Consider the following 22,656-nt stretch of genomic DNA (forward strand, 5'->3'; position numbering starts at 1 on the left):
ACGCTCAGCGGGGCATTTCCGCAAATACCACGGCGATCAGTAGGTTCATGCCATCGAAGGACGAGGAGACTCGCGGATGCGCATGACTTGGGCGGGCCTGCTCGCAATCGTGGTCCTGGTGGCCGGGTGCGATGCCGTTGGCGGCGCGGGCTCGGACTCGTCCGCATCGGGCGGCGGCGACCGCCGGGTCGAGCGCAAGGCGGCGAATCCGCCGCCGGGACTGCCCGCGGCCTTCACCACCGGCCAGCGACTCGCCTGGTCGACCTGCCCGGCACCGTCCGCGGCGCAGGGTGACGGCAGAGCCCCGGGGAAGGCTTGGGAGTGCGCCACGATGAAGGCGCCACTGGACTACCGGCGGCCCGGCCGCGGCACGATCGACGTCGCGATGATCCGGAAGAGGGTCACCGGACCGGAGCGGAAGCGCATCGGCTCGCTCCTTCTCAATTTCGGCGGTCCGGGCCAGTCCGGCGTCGTGGGTCTTCCCGAGTACGTGCCCCAATACGCGCCCCTGGGCGAGCGCTACGACCTGGTGAGCTTCGATCCGCGAGGCGTCGGCGCGACGGCACCCGTCACCTGCGGAGAGAAGAGGTTCGAGGGCGGCGACGCCTGCCAGAAGCACTCCGGTCGGCTCCTGCCGCACGTCGGCACCTCGCAGACGGCGCGCGACCTGGACCTGATGCGCTATCTCCTCGGCGACGAGAAGCTGAGCTATTTCGGCGTCTCCTACGGCACCAAACTGGGCGGCGTCTACGCCCACCTGTTCCCCGAGAACGTGGGCAGGCTCGTACTCGAAGCGCCGATCGACCCGACGCTGAACCACCTGCAAAAGGACCTCGTCCAGGTCACGGCCTTCCAGCTCGCCTTCGACCAATTCGCCAGGCATTGCGCGAACGCCTACGACGACTGCCCCACCGGCACCGATCCCAGCCAAGCCAATCGACGCGTCGTCGACTTGCTGGCCAAGCTCAAGAACAAGCCCGCGCCCACCAATGGCGACAGGAAACTCGACGAAGGGAGCGCCGTCCAGGCGATCGCGAATTATCTGGACCTCGGCGAGGAAGGCTGGTGGCCGCTGGCGCAGTCGCTCACCGAGGTCATGGATCGAGGCACCGGCAGCAAGCTGATAGAGAAGGCATACAGCCACGGCTCTCGACGCGGCTCCCGCGCCACGGCCCCGGGTGGCAACGGAATGTCCTCTCTCGTCGCGATCACCTGCGCCGATTCCAACCTGCGTCCCGGCTTCTTCGAGCTCGAAAGAACGATCAAGCGGCTCCAGGCGGCGTCCCCGGTCTTCGGCGAGCAATGGGCCAAGAGCGCCTACCTCTGCCACGCATGGCCGTTCAAGGGCGAGCGCGCCGACCCCGACGTCAGCGCGGATGGCGCTTCCCCGATCCTCGTCGTCGCCAACACCGGCGACCCGACGACGCCGTACACGGGCGCCCAGCGCATGGCGGCCGAGCTGGGCGAAGGGGTCGGTGTCCTGCTGACGGTCCACGCCGAGGGCCACGGCTCCTACCCTCACAACCGCTGCGCGGCCAGGGCCGTCAGGAAGTACCTCCTCGACGGCACGACCCCTGCTACCGGCTGCGGTCCGTGACGCGGTCGTCCTCGCGGTCGAGCCAGACGCACTGGCCCTCGCGTGAGACGCTCGACCCGACCGCCAACGCGCGTCCCGCGGGACGCGGCGGGTGCCGATGCTCATCGGCGGCGCTGATCTATGCGCCGTAGACGGGTTCGGGGGTGGGGGCTTTTACGAGCAGGGCCGTGACCGCTTCGCCTAGCTCGGACGGGTTCCAGCGGGCGCCCTTGTCGGTGGACGGGCCGTGGCGGAAGGCGTCCATGACGCAGATCTTCCCGGCCTCGGCCTCGAAGACCCGGCCGGTGACGTGCCGGGAGTCCGCGGAGCCCAGCCAGACGACCAGGGGTGAGACGTTCTCGGGGGCCATGGCGTCGAATTCGCCTTCGGCGGGGGCCGCCATGGTCTGGGCGAAGACGTCCTCGGTCATGCGGGTGCGGGCGGCGGGGGCGATGGCGTTCACCGTCACTCCGTAGCGGGCCAGTTCGGCGGACGCCACGAGCGTCAGGCCGACGATGCCCGCTTTGGCGGCGGAGTAGTTGCCTTGGCCCACGCTGCCCAGGAGGCCCGCGCCGGATGAGGTGTTGATTATGCGGGCGTCGACCGGGCGGCCCGCTTTGGTCTCGGCGCGCCAGTGCCTGCCCGCGTGTTTGAGGGGCAGGAAGTGGCCCTTGAGGTGGACGCGCATGACCGCGTCCCACTCGTCCTCGCCCAGGTTGATCAGCATGCGGTCGCGGAGGAAACCGGCGTTGTTGACGAGGGTGTCGAGGCGGCCGAAGGCGTCGAGCGCGGTGGTGATCAGGGATGCGGCGCCGGCGTCGGTGGCGATGTCGGCGGTGTGGGCCACGGCCTGGCCGCCGAGGGAGTGGATCTCCTGGACGACGACGTGCGCCGGGCCCGAGGAGGCGTCGCCGGTGCCGTCGCGGGCCACCCCCAGGTCGTTGACGACGACGTGGGCGCCCTGGCGGGCGAACTCCAGGGCGTGCGCGCGGCCCAGGCCGCGGCCCGCGCCGGTGACGGCGACGACTCGGTCCTTGCAGATCATCGTTCTTCCTTGTTGACGGTGGCGGCGTCCAGGAAGGCGGGACGTTCTCCCCCGCCGTGCAGCAGCATCGTCGAGCCGGTGACGTAGGAGGCGAGGTCGGACGCGAGGAACACGCAGGCGGCGCCGACCTCATAAGGGTCGGCGAGGCGGCCCAGCGGGACCGTGTCCGCGACGGCCTGGACGCCTGCCTCGTCCCCGTAGTGCAGGTGCGAGAGTTCCGTGCGGACCATGCCGAGGGTCAGCGCGTTGACGCGGATGTCGGGGGCCCATTCGACGGCGAGCGACTGGGTGAGGTTGTGCAGGCCGGCCTTCGCGGCGCCGTAGGCGGCGGTGCCGGGTGAGGGGCGCACGCCGCTCACGCTGGAGATGTTGATGACCGAGCCGCCGCCGTTTTCGAGCATGCGCGGGCGGAGGGCCCGCGCCATGATCAGCGCGGCGGTCAGGTTCAGCTCGATGATCTTGATGTGAGTGCGGACGGGGCCGTCGGCGATGGGCAGGAACGGGGCGCCGCCCGCGTTGTTGACCAGGACGTCGACGCGGTCGAGGCCGTCGGCGAAGGCCTGCGCGGCGTCCGGGTCGCGGGCGTCCAGGGACACGAACCTCGCGGTCCGGCCCGCTGCTTCGGGCAGCGTCTCCGGCTCGCGGCGGGCGACCGCGACGACGTCGGCGCCCGCGTCCAGGAGGGCGCGGCTGATGCCCGCGCCGACCCCGCGAACGCCCCCGGTGACCACGGCGGTCTTTCCGCCCAGGTCGAGCGTCAATGACATTCCGCCTCCTCTGAGAGCCTCTGCTACCTTCTGTTCTAACAAATGTTTGGTGGAAAGGTAGCGCATGGGAGTCTCCACCACGACCCTGGACGGGGTCGCCGAGATCGTCGTGGACGCGCCGCCGGTCAACGCGCTCACCGTCGCGGGCTGGTACGAGCTGGCCGACGCGATGCTCGCGGCGGGCCGCGATCCGCAGGTCGGCGCGGTCCTTCTCCGCGCGGAGGGACGGGGCTTCAACGCGGGCGTCGACATCAAGGAGATGCAGAGCACGGAGGGCCATGCCGCTCTGGTCGGCGCGAATCGCGGCTGCTACGCGGCGTTCGCCGCCGTGTACGACTGCGAGGTTCCGGTCGTCGCGGCCGTGCACGGGTTCTGCCTCGGGGGCGGGGTCGGGCTGGTGGGCAATGCCGACATCGTCGTCGCGTCGCACGATGCCTACTTCGGGCTGCCCGAGGTGGATCGGGGCGCGCTCGGTGCCGCGACCCATCTGGCGCGGCTCGTCCCGCAGCATCTGATGCGCGCGATGGTCTACACCTGCCGCAACGTCACGGCCGATGAGCTGCACCACTACGGCTCGGTGCTGGAACTCGTCCCGCCGGAGCAGTTGCGCGACAAGGCACTGGAGGTCGCGGCGCAGATCGCCGCCAAGGATCGGTACGTGATCCGGCGCGCCAAGGAGTCGCTGAACGGGATCGACCCGGTCGACGTCAAGCGCAGCTACCGCTACGAGCAGGGGTTCACGTTCGAGCTCAACCTCGTCGGCGCCGGCGACGAGCACCGCGACGCCTTCGTCGCCAAGGGGGCCCGGTGACCGGCAAGGTGATGGCGGCCGAGGAGGTCGCCGGGTCGCTGGAGAGCGGCATGACGGTCGGGATCGGCGGCTGGGGGTCGCGGCGCAAGCCGATGGCGCTCGTCCGGGCGATCCTGCGCTCCCCCGTCACCGGCCTGACCGTGGTGACCTACGGGGGGCCGGACGTCGGGCTGCTGTGCGCGGCGGGCAAGATCCGGCGGCTCGTGACCGCGTTCGTCACCATGGACTCGATCCCGCTGGAGCCGCATTTCCGGCGGGCGCGGGAATCCGGGGCGATCGAGCTGACCGAGTACGACGAGGGCATGTTCATGTTCGGGCTGTACGCGGCGGCGCACCGGCTGCCGTTCCTGCCCACTCCGGTCGGGCTCGGCTCGGACGTGATGAAGGTCAACCCTGAGTTGAAGACGGTCAGGTCTCCCTATGAGGACGGGCGCGAGCTCGTCGCCGTGCCCGCGCTGACCATGGACGTCGCGCTCGTGCACATGAATCGTGCCGACGCGCGCGGCAACGCCCAATACCTCGGCCCCGACCCCTACATGGACGACCTTTTCGCCAAGGCGGCCGACCGTACGTATGTGTCGTGCGAGCGGATCGTCGACACCGCCGAATTCGCCAAGGAAGGGCCCGTGCAGTCGCTGCTGATCAGCCGGTCGCAGGTCGCGGGTGTCGTGGAGACGCCGAACGGCGCGCATTTCACCGACTGCGCCCCCGACTTCGGCCGGGACGAGCCGTTCCAGAAGCTCTATGCCCAATCGGCCGCCGATCCGGAGAAGTGGGCGGCGTTCCAGGAGCGGTTCCTTTCCGGCGACGAGGCCGCTTATCAGGACGCCGTCCGCGTCTGGCGGGAGGAGAACCGATGACAGGAGCGGAGCGAGAATCATCGGTTCGACCACCCGGTGGTCTGGGAGCCGCTCCCCAGAAAGGCGGGAACCGGTGAGCGACGTGACCAGGGCCGAGGTGTGCGCCGCGGCGTGCGCCGATCTGTTCCGAGGCGATGGGGAGATCGTCGCGGCGGCCGTGGCCGGGTTCGTGCCGATGCTCGGGTCGCGGCTGGCGCGGGCCACGTTCGCGCCCGAGCTGCTGACCACCGACGGAGGGCCGTCGCTGAGCGCCGAGCCCGTTCCACTGGGGTCGGCGGCGACGGTGGCCGAGGGATGGCTGCCGTTCCGGGATCATCTGTGGCTCGTCCTGAACGGGCGGCGGCACGTGGTGATGGGTCCGAGCCAGATCGACGCGCACGGGAACACCAGCATCTCGTGCATCGGGGACTGGGAACGTCCCTCGCGGCAGCTTCTCGGGGTGCGCGGCGGGCCCGGCAACACGCTGCTTAACCCGACGAGCTACTGGGTGCCCAAGCACTCGACGCGGGTGTTCACCGCGAAGGTCGACATGGTGAGCGGCGTCGGCTGGGACCGGGGCGCGCACGAGATCCGCGCCGTCGTCAGCAACCTCGCCGTGCTCGACTTCGACACCCCGGACAAGCGGATGCGGCTGCGTTCCGTGCATCCCGGTGTCCGGGTCAAGGACGTGGTGGCGGCCACCGGGTTCGAGCTCGTCCTCCCCGAAGATGTGCCGGAGACGCGCCTGCCGGACGATGCGGAGCTGCGGATCATGCGCGAGGTCCTCGATCCGGAGGGGCTGCGGGAGCGGGAGGTCCCGGCCTGATGGAGCAGGTTCTCGACACTGCGCTGACGCGGCTGACGGGCGTGCGGCATCCGGTCGTCCAGACGGGCATGGGCTGGGTGGCGGGCCCGCGGCTGGTCACCGCCGTCGCGAACGCCGGGGGCCTCGGGATCCTGGCGTCGGCGACGATGACGCTCGACCAGCTCGCCGAAGCGATCCACGAGGTCAAGGACCGCACGGACGCGCCGTTCGGCGTCAACCTCCGGGCCGACGCCGACGACGCGGGCGACCGCATCGACCTCCTCATCAAGGAGGGCGTCAGGGTCGCCTCCTTCGCGCTCGCGCCCAAGAGGGAGCTGATCGCCAAGCTGAAGGACGCGGGCCTCGTCGTGATCCCGTCCGTCGGGGCGCGGCGGCACGCGGAGAAGGTCGCGGGGTGGGGCGCGGACGCCGTGCTCGTGCAGGGCGGCGAGGGCGGCGGGCACACCGGCGCCGTCGCGACGACGCTGCTGCTCCCCCAGGTCGTGGACGCGGTCGACATACCCGTGATCGCGGCCGGCGGCTTCTTCGACGGGCGCGGGCTCGCCGCCGCGCTCGCGTACGGGGCGGCGGGCGTCGCGATGGGGACCCGGTTCCTGCTCACGTCCGACAGCTCCGTCCCGGACGAGGTCAAGCAGGTCTACCTGCGGACCGGCGAGACCGTGGTGACCCGGCAGGTGGACGGCATGCCGCACCGGGTGCTGCGCAGCGGGCTGGTCGACGCGCTGGAAGGGTCCGGACGGGTCGGCGGCCTGGTCAGGGCGCTGCGCAACGGGGCACGGTTCAAGAAGCTGTCCGGCATGTCATGGCGCGAGATGATCGCCGACGGGAAGGCGATGAAGCACGGCAAGGACCTGTCGTGGTCGCAGGTCCTGATGGCGGCCAACACCCCGATGCTGCTGAAGGCGGCGATGGTGGACGGCCGTCCCGACCTGGGCGTGATGGCGTCCGGGCAGGTCGTCGGCGTCATCGACGACCTGCCCTCCTGCGGTGACCTGATCGACGGCATCGTCCGGCAGGCCGCCGAGACCCTCACGGCCCAGCAGTCGCTGCTCGTCCCGCGTCAGTAGCGCCCGCCGCCAGGACGCCGTCCAGGCCGGCCCGGTCGATCACGCCGACCGAGAGCGCCCGGTTCGTCTGCCCCGAACCCATGACTACACACTGCGAGTCAACATCCACGGACGGCGACAAACTAGCGTCACCGCGCCACATACTCGGGTATGCTTGGCGTCATGTCAGAGACGACACGAATCACGGTCACGCTGCCCAGCGAGCAAGTGGCCGAACTCAAGAAACTCACCGACAACGTCTCCGGGTTCGTCGCCCAAGCCGTTGCCCGGAAGATCCGCCATCACTTGGTCGGCGAGGACCTCCTGCGCTACGAGGAGGAACACGGCGAGTTCACCGAGGAGGAACTGGCCGAGGCACGCTCCAGGATGTTCGGCAGCGACGCGGCAGGATGGTCGGACGTCGCATGACAACGACCTTCGAGACGCTCGTGCTCGACTCCGAGGGGCTGTCCGCCTGGATCAGGCAGGACCGCAAGGACATGCAGGAGTTCCGAATCTTTCACGACATGGGCGCCGATCTGGTGGTGAGCGCCAACACCATCGTCGAAGTCGCCCATTCGCGGATCAGCATGCCGCGACTCCAGTGGGCGCTGTCCCGCGTGAAGGTCGAACCGGTGACCCTGGAGTCGGCAACGGCCGCCGCGGCACTGCTCAAGGCGTCCGGCCTGCACGGTCACAAATATGCGATCGATGCGACCGTCGCAGAGGCGGCTCTCCGTCAACCTCCACCGGTGGCGATGATGACCTCCGATGTCGACGACATGGTCAAGCTGTGCGGCGACCGAGTGCGGCTCATCAGGAAATGAGCAGGGTCTCCGCAAGCGGTCAGAGGCGTTCGAGGATGGTGGTGTTGGCCTGGCCGCCGCCCTCGCACATGGTCTGGAGGCCGTAGCGGCCGCCGGTGCGCTCCAGCTCGTGCAGCAGGGTCGTCATGAGGCGGGCGCCGGTGGCGCCGAGGGGGTGGCCGAGGGCGATGGCGCCGCCGTTGGGGTTGACCTTCGCCGGGTCGGCGCCGGTCTCCTTCAGCCAGGCGAGGACGACGGAGGCGAACGCCTCGTTGATCTCGACGGCGTCGATGTCGTCCATGGTCAGGCCGGTCTTCTTGAACGCGTGCGCGGTGGCGGGGATCGGCGCGGACAGCATCCGGATGGGGTCCTCGCCGCGGGCGGAGATGTGGTGGACGCGGGCGCGCGGCGTGAGGCCGTGGTCCCTGACGGCCCGCTCGGAGGCGATGAGGAGCGCGGCGGCGCCGTCGGAGATCTGGGACGAGACCGCCGCGGTGAGGCGTCCGCCGTCCACGAGGGTCTTCAGGCCCGCCATCTTCTCCAGGGAGGTGTCACGGCGCGGGCCCTCGTCGGTGGTGACGTCGTCATACGGGACGATCTCGCGCTCGAACCGGCCCTCGTCGATCGCGCGGATCGCGCGCCGGTGCGACTCGTAGGCGAACGCCTCCATGTCCGCGCGGGAGATGTCCCAGTCGCGGGCGATCATCTCGGCGCCGTTGAACTGGGAGACCTCGGTGTCGCCGTAGCGGCGCGTCCAGCCGGCGGAGCCGTGGAAGGGGCCCCGGGTGAAGCCGAGCGGCTCGGCGGCGGTCATCGCGAACGCGATCGGGATCTGCGACATGTTCTGCACGCCACCCGCCACGACCAGGTCGGACGTCCCGGACAGCACGGCCTGCGCGGCGAAGTGCACGGCCTGCTGCGACGATCCGCACTGCCGGTCGACGGTGACGCCCGGCACCTCCTCGGGCAGCCCGGCGGCGAGCCAGCAGGTGCGGGCGATGTCGCCGGCCTGCGGGCCGACCGCGTCGACGCAGCCGAACACGACGTCCTCGACCGCGGCCGGGTCGACGCCGGTGCGTGCCATCAGCGCGGTCAGCACGTGCGCGCCGAGGTCGGCGGGGTGCACGCCGGACAGGCCGCCGCCGCGCCGCCCGACGGGCGCGCGCACCGCGTCGACGATGTACGCCTCGGCCATGGGTGTCTCCTTCGTTCGGGGGCTAGCTCGCCTGGATGCCTTCGAGGAACATGGCGAGGTACTGCTTGGCGATGTCGTCGGCGGACAGCCGCCCGCCGGGCTTGTACCAGTTCGCCGCGACCCAGACGGTGTCGCGGATGTACCGGTAGACAAGGTCGGGGTCGAGGTCGGCGCGGAACGCGCCCTCCTCGACGCCCCGGCGCAGCAGGGTGAGCCACATCTCCTCGAACCGGCGCCGGGAGTCGTTCAGGTAGCGGAACCGCTCGCTGGTCGCGAGGTGCTTGGACTCGTTCTGGTAGAGGACGACGGCCGGACGGTGCCGGTCGATCGTCCGGAACGACTCGACGACGATCTGCTCGAGCGTGTCGCGGGCGTTGAGCCCCGACGCGAGGACGCGGTCGTAGCCGGCCCACATCTCGTCCAGGAAGGTCGACAGGATCTCGTCGGCCATCGCCTCCTTGGAGTCGAAGTGGTAGTAGAGGCTGCCGCCGAGGATCCCGGCGGCGTCGGCGACCTTCCGGACGGTGGTCGCGGAGTAGCCCTGGGAGGCGAACACCTCGGCGGCCGTGGCGAGCAGTTCCGCCCGCCGTCCCGCGCGGGCGGCGGCGGTGCCCTCGGTGTCGCGCCGTCGTGGACTCATCAGTTGGGTTTCCTATGGGTGCTGGGAGGAGACGGAGACGACCTCGCCCGTCATGTACGAGGAGTAGTCGCCGGCCAGGAAGACGATGACGTTGGCCACCTCCCATGGTTCCGCATACCGGCCGAACGCCTCGCGGCGTGTCAGCTCGTCCAGGAGATCTTCGGAGGTCACCTTGACGAGATGCGGGTGCATGGCGAGGGACGGCGACACGGCGTTGATCCGGACGCCGTACGCGGCGGCCTCCAGCGCGGCGCAGCGGGTCAGGGCCATCACCCCGGCCTTGGCGGCGGCGTAGTGCGACTGCCCCTTCTGGGCCCGCCAGCCGATCACCGACGCGTTGTTGACGATCACGCCGGAGCCCTGGCCGCGCATGACGCGGAGCGCGGCGCGGGTGCAGCGCATGGTGCCGGTGAGGGTGATGTCCAGGACGCGTCCCCACTGGCCGTCGGTCATGTCGACCAGGTCGGCCGTGCCGCCGAGGCCCGCGTTGTTGACGGCGACGTCGACGCGTCCGAAGCGCTCGACGGCGCGGTCGTAGAGGGCTTGGACCTGCTCCTCGGACGTGACGTCGCAGGGCAGCGAGGCGACCCGCTCCGCACCGAACTCCTTCTCCAGTTCCGCGGCCGACGCGGCGAGCCGCCGCTCGTGCGCGTCGGAGATCAGGACGCGGGCGCCCTCCTCCAGGCAGCGGCGGGCGGTCGCGCCGCCGATCCCGGCCCCGGCCGCCGCGGTGATCACGACGGCACGGTCCTTGAGCAGGTCGTGCCCGGGGACGTAAGGGGGCGGGGTCATCCGCGTGCCTCCCTGCTTGCGGCCGGTTCGCGGGGCAGGCCGAGCACGCGCTCGGCGATGATGTTGCGCTGGATCTCGTTCGACCCGGCGTAGATCGTGTCGGCGCGGGAGAACAGGAACAGCCGCTGCCAGTCGTTCAGGTCGTAGGGTTCGCCGTCCGCGACGAGGCCCGCTGCGCCCAGGATGTCCATGGCGAGCTCGCCCAGCTCGCGGTGCCAGGTGCCCCAGACGAGCTTGGAGATCGACGACTCGGGCCCGGGCGCCCCGGCGGCGACCCCGGCCATGGTGCGCACCGCGTTCAGCCGCATGATCTCCAGCCCCATGTACGCCCTGGTCAGCCGGTCGCGCAGCAGCGGATCGTCGATCGCGCCGGTGCGCCGGGCCAGGTCGGCGACGCCCTCGAACTCGCGCCGGAAGCCGACCTGCTGGCCGAGCGTCGCGACGCCCCGCTCGAACCCGAGGGTGGCCATCGCGATCTTCCAGCCCGCGCCGGGCGCGCCGACGATGTTGGCCGCGTCCGTGCGGGCGCCGTCGAAGAACACCTCGTTGAACTCGGAGGTGCCGGTGAGCTGGACGATCGGCCGGATGTCCACGCCGTCCTGCCGCATCGGGACGAGCAGGTACGACAGCCCGTGGTGGCGGGACGAGCCCGGCTCGGTGCGGCAGACGGCGAAGCACCAGTCCGATTCGAGGGCGAGGGACGTCCAGACCTTCTGGCCGTTGATCACCCACTGGTCGCCGTCGAGTGCGGCGCGGGTCTGGACGTTGGCGAGGTCGGAGCCCGCGTCCGGTTCGGAGTAGCCCTGGCACCACAGTTCCTCGACGGCGACGATCGGCGGCAGGAACCGGGCGCGCTGCTCGCCGGTGCCGAACGCGATGATCGTCGGGCCGAGGAGGTTCTCGCCGATGTGGCCGACCCTGGCGGGGGCGCCGGCGAGCGCGTACTCCTCGTTGAAGATCACCTGCTGCCGGACGGTGGCGCCGCGCCCGCCGTGCTCCTCGGGCCAGCCCACGCACGTCCAGCCGGCGGCGGCCATGTGCCGCTCCCAGGCGAGCCGCTCCTCGAACGCCTCGTGCTCGCGTCCCGGCCCGCCGAGCCCGCGGGCGTGCGCGAACTCGCCCGCCAGGTTCGCGTGGAGCCAGTCGCGAACCTCGGCGCGGAACGCCCGGTCCGCCGGGGACTCGTTCTCCTTCACGCCGCGAACTCTACCAAACACTTGTTAGAAAGAATCGGCCTCCACGGCGGGCTCCTTCGCAGGCGCAGCGCGCTCGGCGGGCTCCACGCGCTCGGCGGGCTCCACGCGCTCGGCGGGCTCCGCGGGCTCGTCCGTCACGTCGCCGGACGGCAGATCGCGGTACAGGAGGTCGAACAGGCGGTCCCAGCGTTCGAGGACCGTGTCCGGGTGGAACCGCAGCACCGAGGCGCGGGCCTGGGCGCCGAGGGCCCGGCGCAGGTCCCGGTCCTCGATGAGGCGTTCCAGCTCGCGGGCGAACGCGGCGGTGTCGCCCGGCTCCACCAGGGCCCCGGTGCGCTCGTCCAGCAGCGCCCGGACGCCCGGCGCGCAGTCGAACGCGACCGTCGGGAGCCCGTACGCCATCGCCTCCAGCACCGACATCGGGAATCCCTCGGCCCGCGACGGCAGCGCGAGGACCGACGCCTCGAGGAGCGCCTCCTCCACGTCCGCGACCACACCCCTGAACTCCACCGACCCGCGCAGCCCGGGCCCGCCCAGCAGCCCGGCCGTGGCCGCCTGTACCTTCAGCCGCTCGCCTTCCGGCCCGCTGCCGTAGATGTGCAGCCGCCAGCCCGGATGGCGCGCGGAGACCCGTTCCCATGCCTCCAGCAGCAGGTCCACGCCCTTCTCGTAGGAGAGGCGGCCGACGCAGGCCACGACGGGGAGAGCGAGCGTGGGATGCACGTCCGGCGCGACGTGCAGGGCGTTGGGGATGTAGTCGACGTTGGTCATGCCGTCGCGGGCCCAGGCGTCGGCGTCCTCGGCGGTGAGCACGAGCATCCGGTCGGCGTCCGCGTAGTGCTCCCTGACCCGGCGGTACCGCGACGACGCGCGGGTCGCCGCGTACGACTCGTGGCTCATGCCCACGACCCGCAGCCCGGAGGTGTCGGCCAGCCGGACCCACTCCATCGCCCAGACCTGCGCCGCGATCACGACCGAGCCGGGGCGGGCGCCCGCGAACAGCTCCGACAGGCGGGCGGCGCCGCGCCGCTGGACGGACCGCCGCCACAGGTCGCGGGCGCGCGCCGGCACGTCCAGGCGCTGGCGGAGCGTCGCCGGGCGCCGGGCCATCGCGGGCGGGCGCCATTCCCGGTGCAGCACCTCGACGGCGTAGGAGCCGTCCCGGCCGTGGTGGTAGGGCCGCGTCCCGCGGGTGATCCCGACGAGCGTGACGCGGTCGCCGCGCCCCGCGAGCAGCCGCGCCATGTGATGCGCCCAGCGTTGCAGCCCGCCCATGTCGTCGGCGTCGTTGCACACGATGAAGACGTCACGCGGTGCGGCCATGGTCATCCCCCCTCTGGCGCGGCCGGGCGGCCGGGAAACAGCGGTCCGCCACCGTGCGGGCCGCGGTGCCGCGGTCGTGCTCGCCGAACCGCTCGGCGAACGCGCGGCGGCGGGGGGCGTGCGCGGCGTCGGCGCCGTCGAGGGCGGCGAGCGCGGCGACGAGCTCGTCCTCGGTGCGGGTGATCGGGCCGGGGGCGTGCCGTTCGAGGTCGAAGTAGCCGGCGGCGCGGTCCCGGCCCTCCGGGAGGTGCAGGACGATCGGCCGGTCGAGCAGCGCGAAGTCGAACATGATCGAGGAGTGGTCGGTGATCAGCGCGTCCGCGAGGAGCAGCAGCGGGACGACGTCGGGCACGTCGCCGACGTCCCGCATGACCGCGTGCGCGCCCGGCGGGAGGTTCGCGCGGCACAGGTAGTGCGGCCGGACGAGCAGCACGAACTCCTCCCCCAGCTCCCGCGCGAACACGCCGGGGTCGATGGGCGGCTCCAGCGGCCGGGCCGGGCGGCCCTTCGGCCCGGTGGCGAACGTCGGCGCGTACAGGACGGCGCGGCGCCCGTCGCCCGCGTCCAGGCCGAGCGAGCGGCGGAGCCCGTCGACCTCGGCGGCCAGCTCTGGATCGCCGTCCACGCCGTTCACCAGCGGGTCGTTGCGCGGATACCCGGCCGGGAGCAGCCCGGTCCGGACGCCGAGCCCCGCGCACAGCGTCTCCACGTCGTGCCCGGACCGGACGAGGAAGCAGTCGAACCGCTCCGCCATCCGCCGCAGCCGGGCCCGTTCGGCGGCCGGGCCGCTCTTGACGCGCGGCTGGTCCTGGCCCATCAGCTTGAACGCCGATCCGTGCCAGGTCTGGATGTAGGTGGTCTCGGGGCGCTTGCGGAGACCATCCGGAAAACCCTGGTTGTCGATCCAGTACCGGGCTCGCGCGAGCGCGAGGAAGTAGGCCCACGACCCGCGCCGCACGAGCCTCGCGTCTCGCGGGAAGCCCTTCGGGGACGACGCGTACGACCACACGGCGTCCACCGGCCGCCCCGATCTGCGCAGCTCCCGGTAGATGTACTTGGGGTTGTCCGAGTAATGCCTGCCCATATGGCTCTCGAAGACCGCCAGGCCGTGCCGGACGGGCAGCCGGCTGAGCACGCGGTTGAACACGGCGATCTTGGTCTTGCGGGACGTCAGCGTGCGGCGGACGGCCTTCTCCGTCCGCCGGGCCCGCAGCCCCAGGGCCCGCCACGCCAGCCGCCCGGCCGGGGACGTGGCGGCGCGCCGCGCCGTGGCCCCCGCGAGCCGCGCCCACGGCGAGCCCGTCTCCAGGAAGAACGCCAGATGCCCGCCTGCGGTGACGTAGGAGCGGAGCCGGTCGGCGGCGAGCCGCGTCAGCCGGGGCCGGACGGGCAGCTCGACACCGCCCAGCGGCGGCGAGCCGGGGCCCTCGCCGGGCCGGGTGACCACGTCCTCGCCGTCCACCCGGACGCGGAGGCGCACGTCCCAGACCGGATCGAGGAACCCGACCGGCCGGATGCGCCGCCGCGGATCGAACTCGGCCCGCCAGGCGAGCCGGTCCCCCTCGTGCCAAACGGCCGCGCGGACCCGCCCCTTCCGGGCCCGGCGCCGCCGGTCGCCGAACTCAAGAATGGCCGACAGCTTCGCGTCCGGACGGATCCGGCCCAGCGGGTTCAGCACGTGCCCGGCCATCCGGACGCGCCCGCCCCGCACCTCCAGCCGCGTCACCGTGTTCGCCGGGCGAAGGTCCTTGAGCGGCCGCAGGTGGAAGCCGAAGTCGGTGACGTCGAGGATGCGGCGCCCGAGCGTCCCGCGCGGGCGGCTCGTGCCCCAGAACACCCGCCCGTCCCGCTCCACGAGCTGCGCGCGCAGCTCGGGCCGCTTGACGGCGCCGCCGTGCTCGGCGGCGGCGAGCGCGGCCGCGTGATCGCCCTCCCGGATCAGGTACGCGGCTATCGCGGGCAGCGGTTGGGCCTCCTCGAACACCCGGGGATCGAGCTCGGCCAGGTAGCCCGCCGCCAGGTCGAGGAAACGCGACCTATAGCCCGGATCCCGGTCACGCAGTTCGCGCAGGTAGAGGCCAAGATCATGGTTGACGAACTTGACGTCCTTGGCGAGGCGCAGGTCGTAGGCGCCGCGCAGCGCGAACAGCATGTCGATACGGCGGTGGATCTCCAGCCGGTCGGCGAAGTTGGCCAGGTCGGCGCGCCGGTTGGAGATCGACGGCGCCGGCGTGCGCTCCCGCACCAGCCAGTTGTAGACGCGGTGCGGGATCAGCGCCGTCCGTCCGGCCGCCAGGTACGCCTCAGCGGTGAACAGAAGATCTTCGTAGTGGAGCTGCTCGACGAAGCGCAGGCCGTGCTCGTCCAGGAAATCGCGCCGGTACGCCTTGTTGGTCGACAGCGTGTCGTAGAGGAGATCGGGGTGCTCCCGCAGTGGCCCGTAGACGGCCCTTCGCCGGTAGAGCCACGGAAACCAGGGGCGGATGCGTCCCTTCGCGCCCGGCGGCACGTCCAGGAAGATCCGGTCGCACAGCCCGGAGGCGAGGTCGGCGCCCGCGTCCTCGGCGGCGGCGAACAGGTTGAGGCAGGCGTGCCTGTCCAGCAGGTCGTCGCTGTCGAGGAACATCACGTACCGTCCGGCCGCCGCCTCGATCCCGGCGTTGCGGGGCCGCCCGCAGCCGCCGGAGTTGGACGCCAGGTGGACGGCGCGGACCCGGCCCGGATGCGCGGCGGCCAGCCGGTCGGCGGCCTCGCCCGTCCCGTCGGTGCTCGCGTCGTCGACGATCACCGTCTCGACGCCGCCCAGCGACTGCGCCAGCGTGGAGGCGACCGCCCGCGGCAGCCGCCGCACGTCGTTGTAGGCGATCACGACGACGGTGACGTCCGGGCGCACCCGCATGGGTCCCCCCTCCCCCGCGCGTCCCGGGCCCCTTACCGGACGCGTGCACGGGTTCCTTTCCCGGAACGCCGTGATGAGGTCCAAGAACGATCAAAGCCTGTCAACGCTTGGCTTTACCCATCTTCGGCGGCGGCATGGGAGAGCGTCCCTGGAACGTCGGAAGGCGCCCGGCCGAAACCGGACGCCTTCGGATGACGTCTTTCAGATCACGCGGTTCACGCGACCCCGATCAAATGATTCGGACGGCGCCGCAATGGCAGACGCCCGGTACCGCGTCAGGAGGGTCAGGACGCGTAGTCGGGGTAGCCGTAGCCGACGATCTCGGACTTGTCGCGGGTCTTCTTGTTCACCGCGTTCTCGGTGTTGCCCTCGATCGTGTTGACGGTGCCGTTCCCGTTGTCCTTCACGACGAGGCCGACGTGGTCGATGTCGCCGATCTTGCCGCGCGAGCCCTTGTCCCAGTCGAAGAACACCACGGCGCCGGGCTTGGCGGACTTGCCCCAGCGGTCGGTCTTCTTGAACCACTTGGCGTGCTGGACGGTGTAGGCGTCCCAGCCCATGTTCTTCACGCCGGTCTGGGCGCCGAGCCAGGAGACGAACATGTTGCACCACTGCGCGCCGTTGTAGTCCTTGACGGAGAAGCCTCCGTCGCGCTCGGCGGTCGCGGCGGCGTGCGGGGTCGACACGTACCACTTGTGGAACTTGGTCATGCCGCCCTTGCCCTCGGAGATGCCGACCTGCTTCTGCGCGAGCTTGATCACCTCGTCGGGCTTGACCGCGCGCGGCGGGACCTTGTAGCCCTGCGCGCGGGCCTCGTTGGCCGAGAGCGTCCCGGCGTTCTTCGCCTTGGGGGCGCTGACCGGCACGCCGGCCTTCTCGGCGGCCGCGGCCGCCTGGGCCGGGGCCTCGGCCACGGCGCCGCCGGTGAGCGGGTTGACGACCGCGAGCCCGACGGCTCCCGCGAGGACGGCGCCCACGGCGACGCCGACGGCCTTGTCCTCGGACGTAAGGGTCTTCAGGGAAAGTCGATCGAAACGACCGGTCATGCGGGGAATCTCCTTGTCTCCCATGACGCCTACCGGGTTAGCTGACGGATTCGGGCATGGAAGCAGCCCTACGGCGCGGCTCTAGGACGCGCCGATTCACCCCTGGAACCTTGGGTCCCCGGCTCCGTCCGGTCGGGTGGACCAGGACGGACTCGGCCTCGCACCGCATCGCGGCGCATACGGATAGATCTCAGTGACTGATCTTGATCTGAGCGCACGCCTCGACGGGCGCGCATCGCGTGCGGCATCCGCTCCGCGATCCTCGGCCGCGCTTGGCACGGCCGGTGGCAACGCATGGAGTGCGTTGCGTGATTCGGTAAGAAGGTACCAACCTTGTCAAGGAAAGCAAACCAGGCACAAAACTCGGTCCGGCCGGTTCAAAGCCCTCTCAAGGAAGCATCAACACCACCAGGGCCGGGCGTGTTCCCGATCTTTATGGAACTGCCTCTCAGCCCTTTGCCACCTGGGCTTACCGGTCGCCGATCAAATGGTAAAGAAGATCCATTTCACGCGCCCGGCGGCGGCCCGCCCCGCCCCGTCAGGGCCCTCCGGCCCATCCGGGTGAGGCGCACATCACACAGGGCGATGATCGCAGGTCAGCGGTGGTGCCGGTCACTCCACGTGCAGGGCGAACATCGTGGTGTCGTCGGCCGCCCTGTCGTGCTCCATGCGCGCGAGGACGTCGTCCAGCATCCGCTCGGGCTGCGTCGCGCAGTCCCGCAGGATGCCGGTGAGGCGGTCGATGCGCTCGTCCAGGTCGGCGTCCCTGCGCTCCACGAGGCCGTCGGTGTAGAGGAAGAGCATGTCGCCGGGGCTGAGCCGGGTCGTGATCGTCATGTAGTCCCAGTCGGGCACCGCGCCGAGCATCGGATCGCGGACGACCTCCATCGGCACCGCGCGCCCGTCCCGGATCAGGATCGGCGGCGGATGCCCCGCGCACGTCCACTCCAGGACGCGCCCGTACGGATCGAACTGGGCGATGACGGCGGTGCCCGTCGCCGGCGGGTCCATGCTGCTGACCAGCTCGTTCAGCCAGCCCACCAGCCGTCCTGGCGGCTCCTTGGTGCAGGTCAGGCCCAGCAGTCCGTTCCGGGTGCGCGCCATCGACGCCGCCGCGGGCAGGCCGTGCCCGGCCGCGTCGCCGATCGCGAACAGCGACCGGCCCTCCGGGAACACCCGGGTCGCGAACCAGTCGCCGCCGATGCGGGCGGTGCTCTCCGCCGCCAGCGCGCGGATCGCGATGCGCAGGCCCGGCAGCTGCTCCACCTCGTCCTCGTCCGGCAGGATCGCGCGGCGCAGCGTCACCGCGACCCGCCGCTCCTGCGCCATCCGCTCCTGCTGCTTCAGCATCTGCCGCCGGGTCTCCGCCAGCGCCCGCTCCACCCCGCGCCGCCGGGTGATGTCCTGCGAGACGATGTTGATCGACACCGGCAGCCCCGACTCGGCCAGCACCGGCTCGGCGAACACCCATAGGTGCCGCGGCGCCCCGTCCCGGCCCGTCACGCGGTGCTCCGCCTCCACCGGCTCCCGGCGCGAGAACATCGTCTGCACGGCCTCCTCGACGAGCGGGAGGTCGTCGTCGGCCACCACCTTCGGCAGGTCGTGCGGCATCGGCGGCACCTCGTCCGGGTCGAGCCCGTAGTTGGCCAGCATCTGCGGCGTCCAGGCCGCCTCGCCCGTGGCCAGGTCCCACTCTCCGAACCCGATCAGCGCCAGCCGCTCGACCCGCTCCAGCCGCCGCCTGACCCGGTCCTCGTGCTCGTGGTAGCGCCAGGTCACGCACACGCCGGTCGGCACGGCGACGCAGCGCACGCTCATCCGGGACGACCTGGAGAGCCCGCGCTGCGCGGTCGTGTACTGGCTCAGGGAACGCTCCATAGGCTCCCCGCTCTCCAGCACCTCCACGTAGTCGTCGAACAGCCCGCTCAGCACCGCGCCGGGATCGGTCTGCAGCAGCCGCCGCCCGGCGAGCTCGTCGCGGCCCCGCCCGAACAGGTCCCGCACGAGCCCGTTGAGATCGGCGAACAGGAAGTCGGCCACATGACCGTCCGCCCCCCGGACCGGCACCATGTGGGCGGACGCGTCGAGCGCCCCGTCGAGCACGGCCTTGGCCGCCGGGTCGTCCGGCACCTGGGCGAGGATCTCCGAGTCCCCGGCGGTGTCTTCGGCCGTCACCCGCCGCAGGACGTCCTCTGCCTTCGACAGCACGGCCTGGCGTTCTGCCCTGTCGCCCTCCGTCCGGGGCGCCCTGCGACCCGCGGCCACGGCCCCGACCGGCCCGCCGCCCTCGTCCTTGACCAGCAGCGAGGCCGCCTCGCTGAGCTCGATGTCCAGGTCGCGCGCGAGCCAGATCAGATGCTGCAGAGCCTCGCCCGGCGGCACCCCGAGCCGCCGCGCGAGCACGACCCGCGCCTCGGCCAGCACCGCCCGGTCGTGCGCGGCGTCCCGCAGGTCGTCAAGATCCGCAACGTGCACCCCGGGCTGTGCCCAGGTGCCCTCCGCATCCGCCAACCCTGTCCCCCGTTCGGCATGGTGCCTGGGAGAAAAAAGCTACATACGTCAGTGACCAACAATCCGCCTAGAACAGTACAAATCACCCGGGTCTTTGCCCGATTTTTCCCTCCACACCCGAACTTGACCGGTGCGGGTGACCGTCCCAGGAGACAACCGTTCCCCATCTTGTGACTCAGGTCACAGCAGTTGCCCGGCAATCTCCGTGACCCGCCCGGCCGCCGCCCGGAACGACGTCCCGGCCGGATGCAACGTCAGCACCACCACGATCTTCTCCCCCACCACCCCGGTGGTGTGCAGCACCGGCCGCCCGATCCCGAGATCCGGCCGCGCCGCCACCTGCCGCACCTGCCCACCCCTGCACGGCTCCGCCGGCGTGTCCCCGAACCCCGACCACCCCTGCTTCACGGCCCACGGCCTGGGCACCGCCCGCGGAATCCCGAACGTCTGGTCGAACCCGTCCATCCCACAAGGCGTCGACTTCCTCAACTGCTCCAGCACGAACTCCCGCTGCCCCACCGGAGCCTCATCCAGCAGATACCGATACGTCCGCACCACATCACCGGCACTGATCGCCGTGTACCCCCAGAACCCGGGCTTGTCCGCAGGCGGCGGCGCCGTCTCCCGCAACCCCACCCGCCGCACCATCCGCTCGATGACCCGCCGCTGCCCACCCCGCCGCCACAACTCCGTCGCGGCCCTGTCATCACTAGACCGCAACATCACCCCCAGAAGTTTCCGATCCCCCGCCGACACCTCGCGCCCTTGCAGGTAATCCAGCGCCAGAAGAATCTTCACCACCGAAGCCGACCGGAACACCCGCCGCGCCTGCCGCTCCGCGACCACCCGCCCGGCCGCACGATCGAACACCACATAGGACACCCGAACCCCGTCCGGCACCCGCACAGGAGCCCGCGAAACCGCCGGCGAAGTCCGCCCCTCAGGACGCTGAGTAACCGCCCGCCTCTCACCCCCGTTTGGGGCCCCGCACCCGCACACCAGCGCCAAGCACACCAGCCCAGCCAGCCCCGCCCGCCAAGACACCATCCGGCCCGCCCACCAGAGGCCCCACGACCCCGTATCTCGTTACGCAAGACCCCGCGGACTGCGCTACAGTAATCAAGCCCGCTCCAACGGGCACCGGGACGTAGCGCAGTTTGGCAGCGCACTTGACTGGGGGTCAAGGGGTCGTGGGTTCAAATCCCGCCGTCCCGACAGCTGCGACGCAGGTCAGGGCCCTAGTTCTCACTCGTGAGACGGGGGCCCTGTTGATCGTCTAGGGCCTGTCGTCTCACAATTTCTCACATGCCTAGCTGATCTTGTACAGCTTGCCGAGCGCCTCGGCGCCCGTCTGGAGATCCTCGGTCGTCGCGTGCACGTAGGTCTTCTGCGTGAACGCCGAGTCGAAGTGACCCGCCCACTTCGAGATCACCGAGATGGGCACGCCCGCCTTCTCCATGAGACTGCACGTGGTGTGCCGCGAGTCGTGCAGGGTGATGCGCTTCAGCCCGGCCTTGCGCAGGACGCGGCCGAACTCGTCGGAGTACCACTCCGGGTGAACCGGGATGCCCAGTTCATCCGTCACCAGGTACTGCCCGCCCTCGTACCACTCCAGCTCGGCGAGGCCGTCCTGGTACGCCGCGCCGGCGTCCTCGCTTTCGGCGAGCTGGAGCTTTCGGAGCCGCTCCAGCGCGTCGGCGAGGATGTCATCGAGCGGAAGTTCCCGCTCTCCGTTCCGCGACTTCGGGGGCTCGATGATGACGTCGGTCTCGCACACCACGCGGGTCTGCTCGACCTTCAGCGTGCGGGCCTTCAGGTCGACGTCCTCCCACCGCAGACCGAGCACCTCGCCGCGGCGCAGCCCGTACAAGGACAGCCGCCAGGCGACCTCAAGCCGGGTGCCCTCGATCGTGCTGAGGAAGGTGTGCACCTCGGCCTTCGTCCACGTCTCCCGCTCGGCCTGCTGGTAGCTGACGTTGTCGACCAGGTCGACCACGTTCCGGGCGAGCTTGCCCTCCCTGAAAGCCAGCTCGAACGCAGCACGCAGGCGGCCGAGCGTGAGGTTCACCGACCGGCCGGACAGCCCGGTTCCAGGCTTCCCGCCGCGCTTACGCCCGGACGTGAGCATGAACTCCACGAGGTCATCGACGTCCTCCGCGGTGACCCTCTGCGCAGGGGTCTCGCCGAGCCGCTCGCGAACGCAGCGGAACGCGTGCTCGTAGTTCCGTTTGGTGTTGCGGCGCTTCCCACGGGTCTTGACCTTCAGGTAGGAGTCCAGGATCTGGTTCACTGTGACCTTGGACGGCGCAACGTAGGTGCCCTCGTTGGTCTGGTGCCGGATCTTGTCGCGCTCCTTCTCCGCGTCCTTCTTCCGGTCGAAGGTGTACGTCTTCTGTCGGCGCTTCCCCGTCTTCGGGTCCGGGCCGATGTCGATCGTGAACCTGTAGCGCTTCCGGCCGCTCTTCAGAACGACCGTCTTGATCAGGTCATCTGCCATCTACACCTGTCCCTTCTTTGGGCGACCTCTCGGTTTTGCAGGAGGCAATAGCCCCTGCTCTCTCGCCTGACTCAGCAGGCGCCCGACGTGCGCAGGGTGATAACTGAGGCGCTCGGCGACCAGCGCGCGAGGCGCACGGACCCCTCGCTCGACCGCGTCTTTGTACTCCCGAACCACCTGGTCAAGCGGAGTGGCGCCGCCTTCCTCGCGGGCCCGCCGGCGCTGACCGGCCTGGAATCCCGCCAGGGCCTTCAGCGTCTTGTGCAAGGCGTCTTCCTGGCTGGCGTGGAGGCGATCGACCTCGTATCGGAGCTCGCCGGGGAGATCGGTGATCTCCTCTTCCGTCAGGCGCCGCCCCAGCTTTTCCGCGCAGTCGACCACGATGTCCTGCGCTTCCCGCCCACACGCCGCCCAGTTCTTCACCAGGGAGACGTAAGGACGTTGCAGGTCCTTCTGGAGGATCTGCTCTTCGTAGGCGTCCACCGGCCCGGCCGGTTGCTGCGCCCCGGACGCCCCAGCGACCGCCGACCGGATGAAGCGGTCCACGCAGCTCAGCTCGAACTGGACCAGCCGGCCAAGCATGACCTGGGCCTTGATCGTGTAGGGGAGCAGCGGGTCATCGACGGTCACGACCTGCGAGTCGATGAAGGTGTTCTCCACCTCGACAGTGATCGTCGCGTGCTTGGAGTCCCCTACGGCGTAGGAGACCTGGAACCCGATCCTCTGCCCGAGCCGCTCCCAAGCATCCAGCGGTTCAGGTGCTGATACGTCGCCAACCACGCGGCCCACCGTAATACCACTGCGATAAGAACGGCAAGGGTTTGTAGCGTCTCGGCACTCC

20 protein-coding genes, 1 tRNA gene and 1 riboswitch are annotated in these 22,656 nt (G+C 70.9%); of the genes, 8 read left to right on the top strand and 13 right to left on the bottom strand.

Going from position 1 to position 22,656, the window contains the following annotated elements; genetic code table 11:
• Positions 1-76 precede the first annotated feature (76 nt).
• Positions 77-1,597: an alpha/beta hydrolase gene (locus ACH34S_RS11205; protein ID WP_395952456.1), complete on the top strand. Its 1,521-nt coding sequence runs from the start codon at positions 77-79 to the stop codon at positions 1,595-1,597.
• Positions 1,598-1,715: 118 nt separating this feature from the next.
• Here ACH34S_RS11205 and ACH34S_RS11210 read toward each other — a convergent pair whose 3' ends face one another.
• On the bottom strand, positions 1,716-2,621 hold the full coding sequence (locus ACH34S_RS11210) for an SDR family oxidoreductase (RefSeq protein ID WP_395952457.1): 906 nt from the start codon (positions 2,619-2,621) through the stop codon (positions 1,716-1,718).
• On the bottom strand, positions 2,618-3,388 hold the full coding sequence (locus ACH34S_RS11215) for an SDR family oxidoreductase (RefSeq protein ID WP_395952458.1): 771 nt from the start codon (positions 3,386-3,388) through the stop codon (positions 2,618-2,620). The genes ACH34S_RS11210 and ACH34S_RS11215 overlap by 4 nt, the downstream gene beginning before the upstream one ends.
• 64 nt (positions 3,389-3,452) lie before the next feature.
• Here ACH34S_RS11215 and ACH34S_RS11220 point away from each other — a divergent pair, with 64 nt between their 5' ends.
• From ACH34S_RS11220 to ACH34S_RS11245, 6 genes are all read left to right on the top strand, one after another.
• On the top strand, positions 3,453-4,199 hold the full coding sequence (locus ACH34S_RS11220; RefSeq protein WP_395952459.1) for an enoyl-CoA hydratase family protein: 747 nt from the start codon (positions 3,453-3,455) through the stop codon (positions 4,197-4,199).
• Positions 4,200-4,210: 11 nt separating this feature from the next.
• Positions 4,211-5,059, top strand: a complete 849-nt coding sequence (locus ACH34S_RS11225; protein ID WP_395953308.1) for a CoA transferase subunit A — start codon at positions 4,211-4,213, stop codon at positions 5,057-5,059.
• A gap of 73 nt (positions 5,060-5,132) precedes the next feature.
• Positions 5,133-5,864 (top strand): CoA-transferase subunit beta, encoded by a 732-nt coding sequence (locus ACH34S_RS11230; protein ID WP_395952460.1) that lies wholly within the window; start codon positions 5,133-5,135, stop codon positions 5,862-5,864.
• Positions 5,864-6,931: an NAD(P)H-dependent flavin oxidoreductase gene (locus tag ACH34S_RS11235; RefSeq protein WP_395952461.1), complete on the top strand. Its 1,068-nt coding sequence runs from the start codon at positions 5,864-5,866 to the stop codon at positions 6,929-6,931. Before ACH34S_RS11230 ends, ACH34S_RS11235 begins: the two co-directional genes overlap by 1 nt.
• A gap of 162 nt (positions 6,932-7,093) precedes the next feature.
• On the top strand, positions 7,094-7,339 hold the full coding sequence (locus ACH34S_RS11240; protein ID WP_395952462.1) for a hypothetical protein: 246 nt from the start codon (positions 7,094-7,096) through the stop codon (positions 7,337-7,339).
• 20 nt (positions 7,340-7,359) lie between these two features.
• Positions 7,360-7,737 carry a DNA-binding protein gene (locus ACH34S_RS11245; RefSeq protein WP_395952463.1) on the top strand — a complete coding sequence of 126 codons (378 nt, stop codon included), beginning with the start codon at positions 7,360-7,362 and terminating at the stop codon, positions 7,735-7,737.
• Positions 7,738-7,756: 19 nt separating this feature from the next.
• On the opposite strand, the gene ACH34S_RS11250 is transcribed toward ACH34S_RS11245, so the two are convergent.
• The 9 genes from ACH34S_RS11250 to ACH34S_RS11290 form a co-directional block, all read right to left on the bottom strand.
• Entirely contained in the window at positions 7,757-8,911 is a 1,155-nt protein-coding gene (locus ACH34S_RS11250; protein ID WP_395952464.1) for an acetyl-CoA C-acetyltransferase, read from the bottom strand.
• Between the two features lie 22 nt (positions 8,912-8,933).
• Positions 8,934-9,551, bottom strand: coding sequence for a TetR/AcrR family transcriptional regulator (locus ACH34S_RS11255; protein ID WP_395952465.1), 618 nt, complete (start codon positions 9,549-9,551; stop codon positions 8,934-8,936).
• Between the two features lie 12 nt (positions 9,552-9,563).
• Complete coding sequence (locus ACH34S_RS11260; RefSeq protein ID WP_395952466.1) at positions 9,564-10,343, bottom strand: SDR family oxidoreductase; 780 nt, start codon at positions 10,341-10,343, stop codon at positions 9,564-9,566.
• Positions 10,340-11,539: an acyl-CoA dehydrogenase family protein gene (locus ACH34S_RS11265; protein WP_395952467.1), complete on the bottom strand. Its 1,200-nt coding sequence runs from the start codon at positions 11,537-11,539 to the stop codon at positions 10,340-10,342. The genes ACH34S_RS11260 and ACH34S_RS11265 overlap by 4 nt, the downstream gene beginning before the upstream one ends.
• Before the next feature lie 24 nt (positions 11,540-11,563).
• Positions 11,564-12,862: a glycosyltransferase gene (locus ACH34S_RS11270; RefSeq protein ID WP_395952468.1), complete on the bottom strand. Its 1,299-nt coding sequence runs from the start codon at positions 12,860-12,862 to the stop codon at positions 11,564-11,566.
• Positions 12,846-15,761: a CDP-glycerol glycerophosphotransferase family protein gene (locus ACH34S_RS11275; protein WP_395952469.1), complete on the bottom strand. Its 2,916-nt coding sequence runs from the start codon at positions 15,759-15,761 to the stop codon at positions 12,846-12,848. Before ACH34S_RS11275 ends, ACH34S_RS11270 begins: the two co-directional genes overlap by 17 nt.
• A gap of 284 nt (positions 15,762-16,045) precedes the next feature.
• On the bottom strand, positions 16,046-16,807 hold the full coding sequence (locus ACH34S_RS11280) for a CHAP domain-containing protein (RefSeq protein WP_395952470.1): 762 nt from the start codon (positions 16,805-16,807) through the stop codon (positions 16,046-16,048).
• A gap of 10 nt (positions 16,808-16,817) precedes the next feature.
• Positions 16,818-16,975: riboswitch (cyclic di-AMP (ydaO/yuaA leader) on the bottom strand.
• 444 nt (positions 16,976-17,419) lie between these two features.
• On the bottom strand, positions 17,420-19,318 hold the full coding sequence (locus ACH34S_RS11285) for a PP2C family protein-serine/threonine phosphatase (protein ID WP_395952471.1): 1,899 nt from the start codon (positions 19,316-19,318) through the stop codon (positions 17,420-17,422).
• Positions 19,319-19,498: 180 nt separating this feature from the next.
• Positions 19,499-20,191 carry a hypothetical protein gene (locus ACH34S_RS11290; protein ID WP_395952472.1) on the bottom strand — a complete coding sequence of 231 codons (693 nt, stop codon included), beginning with the start codon at positions 20,189-20,191 and terminating at the stop codon, positions 19,499-19,501.
• A 268-nt stretch (positions 20,192-20,459) separates the two neighbouring features.
• Here ACH34S_RS11290 and ACH34S_RS11295 point away from each other — a divergent pair.
• Positions 20,460-20,533, top strand: a tRNA-Pro gene (locus tag ACH34S_RS11295).
• 94 nt (positions 20,534-20,627) lie between these two features.
• On the opposite strand, the gene ACH34S_RS11300 is transcribed toward ACH34S_RS11295, so the two are convergent.
• Complete coding sequence (locus ACH34S_RS11300; RefSeq protein ID WP_395952473.1) at positions 20,628-21,815, bottom strand: tyrosine-type recombinase/integrase; 1,188 nt, start codon at positions 21,813-21,815, stop codon at positions 20,628-20,630.
• Complete coding sequence (locus ACH34S_RS11305; protein WP_395952474.1) at positions 21,816-22,595, bottom strand: hypothetical protein; 780 nt, start codon at positions 22,593-22,595, stop codon at positions 21,816-21,818.
• Positions 22,596-22,656 lie beyond the last annotated feature (61 nt).

It is taken from the genome of Actinomadura sp. 3N508, assembly GCF_044326375.1.
In the GTDB taxonomy this organism is placed as follows: domain Bacteria; phylum Actinomycetota; class Actinomycetes; order Streptosporangiales; family Streptosporangiaceae; genus Spirillospora.